This is a genomic window from Kitasatospora sp. NPDC091257 (assembly GCF_044757675.1).
Classification (GTDB): Bacteria; Actinomycetota; Actinomycetes; order Streptomycetales; family Streptomycetaceae; genus Kitasatospora; species Kitasatospora lactacystinica.
In genome coordinates, this window is record NZ_JBIVVI010000535.1 from 1 (window position 1) to 5,893 (window position 5,893).

Here is a 5,893-nt window from a genome sequence, read left to right on the forward strand (position 1 = left end):
GGTGGAATGTGACCCCCGGGGACGTCGACGACCCGACGGCCGACAGCGGGACGTCCGACAGCCGGGCGTTCGACGGCCGGGGCGTGGTGGTGACCGGCGGCGGCCGGGGCATCGGCGCCGCGCTGGCCCGGGCCTTCGCCGCGGCCGGTGCCCGGGTGGCGGTCAACGACCTGGACGCCGGGGCCGCCCACGCCGTCGCGAAGGAGTGCGCGGGCACCGCACTGCCCGGGGACGCCGCCTCCGCCGAGGGGATCGCCGACCTGGTCGGCCGGGCCCGCGCCGAACTCGGCGAGATCGACGTGTGGTGCGCCAACGCGGGCGTCGCCCCGGTGGGCGGCGCGGACGCGCCCGCCGCGGCCTGGACGAGCGCCTGGGAGGTCAACGTCATGGCCCACGTCCGGGCCGCCGAACTGCTGCTCCCCCGCTGGCTGGAGCGCGGCGAGGGCCGGTTCCTGGCCACCGTCTCCGCCGCCGGGCTGCTCACCATGCTGGGCTCGGCCCCGTACTCGGTGACCAAGCACGGCGCGCTGGCCTTCGCCGAGTGGCTCTCCGCGACCTACCGCCACCGGGGCCTGCGGGTGCACGCGCTCTGCCCGCAGGGCGTGCGCACCGACCTGCTCGCCTCCACCGGCGCGGTCGGCGAGGCGCTGCTGGCCCCGACCGCGCTCGACCCGGCGGACGTCGCCGGGGCGGCCCTGGACGGGATGCGCGCGGAGCGCTTCCTGCTCCTGCCGCACCCCGAGGTCGCCGACTACTGCCGCGCCCGGGCCACCGCGCCGGACCGCTGGCTCACCGGGATGAACCGGCTCCAGCAGGGGCTGGAGAGGAGTGAACTGCTGTGAGGGCGTGGCAGGTTGACGAGCTCGGCGAGCCCGCCGAGGTGATGCGGCTGGTCGAGGACGTCGCGCGGCCGGTACCCGGCCCGGGGCAGCTGCTGGTGCGGGTACGGGCGGCGGCCGTCAACTTCCCGGACGCGCTGATGGTGCGCGGGCAGTACCAGGTCCGCCCGCCGCTGCCGTTCACGCCCGGCGTGGAACTGTGCGGCGAGGTGGTGGACGGCGCCCGGCGGGGCGAGCGGCTGATCGGCAACCCGGTGCTGCCGCACGGCGCCTTCGCCGAGTACGCGCTGCTGGACGCCGCCGCCGCGTTCCCGGCGCCCGAGGTGCTGGACGACGCCGAGGCCGCCGCCCTGCACATCGGCTACCAGACCGCCTGGTTCGCGCTGCACCGCCGGGCCCGGCTGCGGGCCGGCGAGACCCTGCTGGTGCACGCGGCCGCCGGCGGCGTCGGCAGCGCGGCGGTCCAGCTCGGCCGGGCCGCCGGGGCACGGGTGATCGCCGTGGTCGGCGGGCCGTCGAAGGCCGAGGCGGCGCGGGCGCTCGGCGCGGACCTGGTGGTGGACCGCCGGGAGCGGGACTTCGTCGCCGCCGTCAAGGAGGCCACCGGCGGACGCGGCGCGGACGTGGTCTTCGACCCGGTCGGCGGCGAGGCCTACGCCGGCTCCACCCGGTGCATCGCCTTCGAGGGCCGGATCGTGGTCGTCGGCTTCGCCGCCGGGCAGATCCCCGCCCCGGCGCTCAACCACGCCCTGGTGAAGAACTACTCGATCCTGGGCCTGCACTGGGGCCTCTACAACACCCACGACCCGCGCGCCGTCCGCACCGCCCACGACGAGCTCGGCAGGCTCGCCGAGCAGGGCGCCGTCCGCCCCCTGGTGAGCGCCCGGGTGCCGCTGGCCGCCGCCCCGGACGCCGTCCGGCTCGTCGCCGCCGGGCACAGCACCGGCCGGATCGCCGTCCTCGGCGACTGACCCGCCGCGCGGCTCGGACCGCGACACGGGGCGAGGCCACAGCCCGTCGGCTGTGGCCTCGCCCCGATCGACGTCGGCGCGCTCCTAGCTGTTGCCCCCGCTGCTACCGCCGCCGTTGTTGCCCCCGCCGTTGTTGCCCCCGCCGCCCCCGCCGCCCGCCGGGTTGAGCAGGCCGACGATGTCGATGGAGTTGCCGCAGACGTTGGCCTGGAGGTTGACGGGGATCTGGATCAGGTTGCCGGACAGCACGCCCGGCGATCCCGCGGCGATGCCGTCGGCATCGGCGTCACCGTCCGCGTTGACGCACGCGCCCGAGGGCAGGGTGTATCCGGACTCGCCGTGTCCGGCCCCCTCGTCGTGGCCCGCGGCCGCGGGGCCCGTGGAGAGGACGGCCAGCGCGACCGTGAGGCCGCCGGCGAGCAGGTACTTGCTGGTGTTGGTCATGGCGGAAGGGGTAGCCGGTCGGCCCGGACGTCACGGGGCAGCCCCGCCCGCGCGGTCACCCGGTTGCAGGCCCGATCTACCACCGATGCAGGAGTCCCACCCCGATCGGACCAGAACCGGACGGTCCCCGCGGTCCGAACCGGGTGGGGCCGGCGCCCCGGGAGCACGGCCCGCCCGCGGGACGTCGGCCGGAGAGGTGACGCACGGCAACCGAACAGGTGCCTTTCGGGCGTTTCACGATGCCGCGCGGCGCCGCCCGGGGCGATAACCGACCTTGCATGTCCGCTGCCGAGGCGGCAGGCGTGCGGCGACATGGTGCGTAGACGTTCGACCGGGTCGGCCCGGGTGCCTCCGGCGAACGGATGCGCGGCTCGCGTTTCACACCGTCAAAGCCTTCCCACCCGCCGCGCCAGTGTTCGGGCGCCGGTGCTCAAGTCGACCTGGGAGTACCCGCATGAGAGTCCGCACAACCCGGCCGCCGCACGACTCGGGGGAGTCCGGACCGCCTTCGGGGGCGCCGAGGGCCCGGCGGGTCCTCCGCCGGACCCTGATGGCGTTGACGACCGCGGCGGCCGTGGCGACCGTGTCCGTCACCGGCTTCCCCGTGGCCGGGAAGGCCTCGGCGCAGTCACCCTCGCTGTCGCTCTCCCAGTCGGTCTCCCCGACGACCGTCAACACGGTCGGCGAGAACGCGACCTTCTCCTTCGCGGTCACGAACAACGGTGACGAGCCGCTCACCGGAGTCACGGTCGCCACCACGTCCTTCAGCGGCACCGCGGGCCCGCTGGTGGTCTCCTGCCAGGGGACCGACCTCGCCCCCGGCTCCGCGATGACCTGCACCGCCCCGTACACCGTGACCCAGGCGGACATCGACGCGGGCGGCGTCACGAGCATCGGCACCGCCACCGGTCGGACGTCCACCGGATCCACGGTCACCGCGCCCGGCGCCACCGCCACCCTGGCCGCCGTCCAGAGCGCCGCGATCTCCCTGCAGAAGGCCGGGACACCGTCCGGAGGCAACGGTGGTGGGAACAACGGTGGCGGGAACAACGGCGGGGGCAACAACGGCGGCGGGAACAGCCGGCGCTCGACCTCCGTCACCACCCTGACGGTCGGCGAGACGATCGCCTACACGTACGACGTGACGAACACCGGGAACGTCACGCTGACGGGGGTGTCGGTGTCGGACACCTCCTTCTCCGGCACGGGCACCCCGCCCGTGATCTCCTGCCCGGCGACCACGCTGCCGCCGGGCATGTCGATGACCTGCACCGGCTCGTACACGGTGACGCAGGCCGACGTCACCGCCGGGTCGATCACCAACACCGCCACCGCGACCGGCACCCCGCCGACCGGCCCCCCGGTCACCTCAGGGCCCGCCACAGCGACGGTGACCTCGCCGCAGAACCAGGCCGGCCTGGTCCTCGACAAGATCGCCGTCACCGCCGGCGGGGGCAGCAGCGGCGGCAACAGCCGGCGCAACACCCTGATGACCACCATCGCCGTCGGCGAGACCCTCATCTACTACTTCACGGTGACCAACACCGGGAACGTCGACCTGACGGACATCAGCGTCACCGACACCTCGTTCTCCGGCACGGGCACCCCGCCCGTGATCACCTGCCCGTCGGCCATCCTGCCCGTCGGCACGAGTTTCACCTGCTCGGCCACCTACACCGTCACCCAGGCCGACGTCACCGCCGGCACGATCACCAACACCGCCACCGCGGCCGGCACCCCGGTGGCCGCCGGACAGCCGATCGGGCTGCTCGCTCCGGACGGGCGCCACTGCGCCGGGCGGGACTGCCTGCACTGGGGGCTGCTGCGCGGAAGCCGCTACCTGGACCCGCTGGCCCTGTTCGGCGCGGGCACGGCGCGACTGCTGCCGTTGAGAGGCACGGACGGGTAGGACCGGGGCCGAGGTCAGGCCCGGGACCGGGCCAGGTTCAGGTTCAGGTTCCGGGGTGGACGAGTCCGTGCAGCACCATCGCGACGGCGGCGTCGGCGATCTCCTCGGGGCTCTCGGTCGCACAGCCGGTGCGGCCTCCGGCCGTGGCCTGCTCGGCCCTGCGGGTTGCCGCCTCCACGACGCCCTGGACCAGGGCCGCGGCGAGCCGGGGCTGCGCGTGGCCGAGGTCCTCCAGTGTCCGGCCGACCAGACCGGCCAGCCTGCCGTGCGCGGCCCTGATCCGCTCGCGCGCGGCCTCGTCGAGCTCCAGTGCCGAGATCGCCACCACCGCCCGGTGCCGGGGGTCGGCGGCCAGCGCCAGCTGGCCGCGGACGTAGGCCTCGATCCGCTCGACGGCGGTGTCGCAGCTCTCCATACCGGCCTCGATCTCGGCTGCCCAGAGCGGGAGGTCCACCTCGCAGAGCGCCTCGACCACGGCGGCGCGGGAGCGGAAGTACTCGTAGACCGAGGAGCGCGCCAGCCCGGTGCGCGTCGCGAGTGCGGGGAAGGTCAGGGCCTCCATGCCACCCTCGGTGAGCAGGATGCGGGCAGCATCGAGAAGCGCTGCGCGCTGGAGCTGGCGATGCTCGGCCACCGTGGCCGCTCGGATCTTCGGCACGCTCCCACTCTACGGAGCCATACCTCCGGCCGGTACGGCGCCGCGCATCGGAAAGATGCCCGGGCCCCACGCGCGGCTTCCGGCGGCCAGGTGTCGACGCCCGGGTGCCGACGCCCTATCGGATGTCCGACAGTTTGGCGCGCAGCTGGAGGACGGACTTGGTGTGGATCTGGCTCACCCGGCTCTCCGTCACCCCCAGCACCTGTCCGATCTCGGCGAGGGTGAGGCCCTCGTAGTAGTAGAGCGTCACCACCGTCTTCTCCCGCTCGGGGAGGGTGTTGACCGCCTGGGCCAGCAGCCTGCGCAGTTCGCGGTCCTCGGCCACCTCGACCGGGTTGTCCGCGCCGTGGTCCTCCAGGGTGTCCATCAGGCTCAGCCGGTCGCCGCCCTCCCCCACCGGGTGCAGCAGTTCGTCCAGCGCCACCACGTTGGCCAGCGACAGCTGGCTGAAGATGGCGTGCAGGTCCTCGATCGCGATGCCCATCTCGGCCGCGACCTCCGGCTCGTGCGGCGTCCGGCGCAGCCGGGCCTCCAGCGTCGCGTACGTCCGCTCGACCGCCTTCGCCTTCTGCCGTACCGAGCGCGGGATCCAGTCCAGGGCACGCAGTTCGTCGATGATCGCGCCGCGGATGCGGCTGATCGCATAGGTCTCGAACTTGATGGCGCGGCCGATGTCGAACTTCTCGATCGCGTCGATCAGCCCGAAGACCCCCGAGGAGACGAAGTCCGCCTGTTCCACGTTGGAGGGCAGACCGACCCCGACCCGCCCCGCCACGTACTTGACGAGCGGTGAGTAGTGCAGGATCAGCTGCTCCCGCAGCCGCTGGTCCCCGCTCTCCTTGTAGGAGCGCCAGAGTTCCTCGAGCGCGGTGCGGCCCTGGGCCGCGGCCTCCCGGGCGTCCTGCCCCTGACCTCCGTCCGCCGCCCTCTCCCGGTGGGGCGGCGACACCGGCGAGGCGAAGGCCGGGGAGACGGCGCTCCTGCCCGACGCACTACCGGACGACCGGGGCGCACAGTGAGGCCGACCAGTTCGGCCGGTCCGGCGGACATCCAGCGCACCACGTCGGACAGG

Annotated in this window: 6 protein-coding genes; 3 read left to right on the plus strand and 3 right to left on the minus strand. The window is 74.4% G+C overall.

From position 1 onward, the window contains the following. Positions 1–8: 8 nt before the first annotated feature. Both ACIQOV_RS23630 and ACIQOV_RS23635 read left to right on the plus strand, forming a co-directional pair. Positions 9–842, plus strand: coding sequence for an SDR family oxidoreductase (locus ACIQOV_RS23630; protein ID WP_401051452.1), 834 nt, complete (start codon positions 9–11; stop codon positions 840–842). After that, positions 839–1,810 carry an NADPH:quinone oxidoreductase family protein gene (locus ACIQOV_RS23635; RefSeq protein ID WP_401051444.1) on the plus strand — a complete coding sequence of 324 codons (972 nt, stop codon included), beginning with the start codon at positions 839–841 and terminating at the stop codon, positions 1,808–1,810. Before ACIQOV_RS23630 ends, ACIQOV_RS23635 begins: the two co-directional genes overlap by 4 nt. Positions 1,811–1,894: 84 nt before the next feature. Here the strand turns inward: ACIQOV_RS23635 and ACIQOV_RS23640 are convergent, their stop codons facing one another. Beyond that, the gene (locus ACIQOV_RS23640; RefSeq protein ID WP_401051446.1) at positions 1,895–2,254 is read right to left on the minus strand and encodes a chaplin; all 360 of its coding nucleotides are present in this window, start codon (positions 2,252–2,254) and stop codon (positions 1,895–1,897) included. A 556-nt stretch (positions 2,255–2,810) separates the two neighbouring features. Between ACIQOV_RS23640 and ACIQOV_RS23645 the strand changes: the two genes are divergently transcribed. Beyond that, positions 2,811–4,163, plus strand: a complete 1,353-nt coding sequence (locus tag ACIQOV_RS23645) for a hypothetical protein (RefSeq protein ID WP_401051448.1) — start codon at positions 2,811–2,813, stop codon at positions 4,161–4,163. 43 nt (positions 4,164–4,206) lie between these two features. On the opposite strand, the gene ACIQOV_RS23650 is transcribed toward ACIQOV_RS23645, so the two are convergent. Beyond that, complete coding sequence (locus ACIQOV_RS23650) at positions 4,207–4,797, minus strand: TetR/AcrR family transcriptional regulator (RefSeq protein WP_359900692.1); 591 nt, start codon at positions 4,795–4,797, stop codon at positions 4,207–4,209. 139 nt (positions 4,798–4,936) lie between these two features. Next, the gene (whiG, locus tag ACIQOV_RS23655; RefSeq protein WP_401051450.1) at positions 4,937–5,770 is read right to left on the minus strand and encodes an RNA polymerase sigma factor WhiG; all 834 of its coding nucleotides are present in this window, start codon (positions 5,768–5,770) and stop codon (positions 4,937–4,939) included. Positions 5,771–5,893 lie beyond the last annotated feature (123 nt).

Coding starts and splice junctions, on each gene's coding strand:
- ACIQOV_RS23640 (WP_401051446.1), bottom strand. CDS start 2,254: ATGACCAACACCAGCAAGTACCTGCTCGCCGGCGGCCTCACGGTCGCG.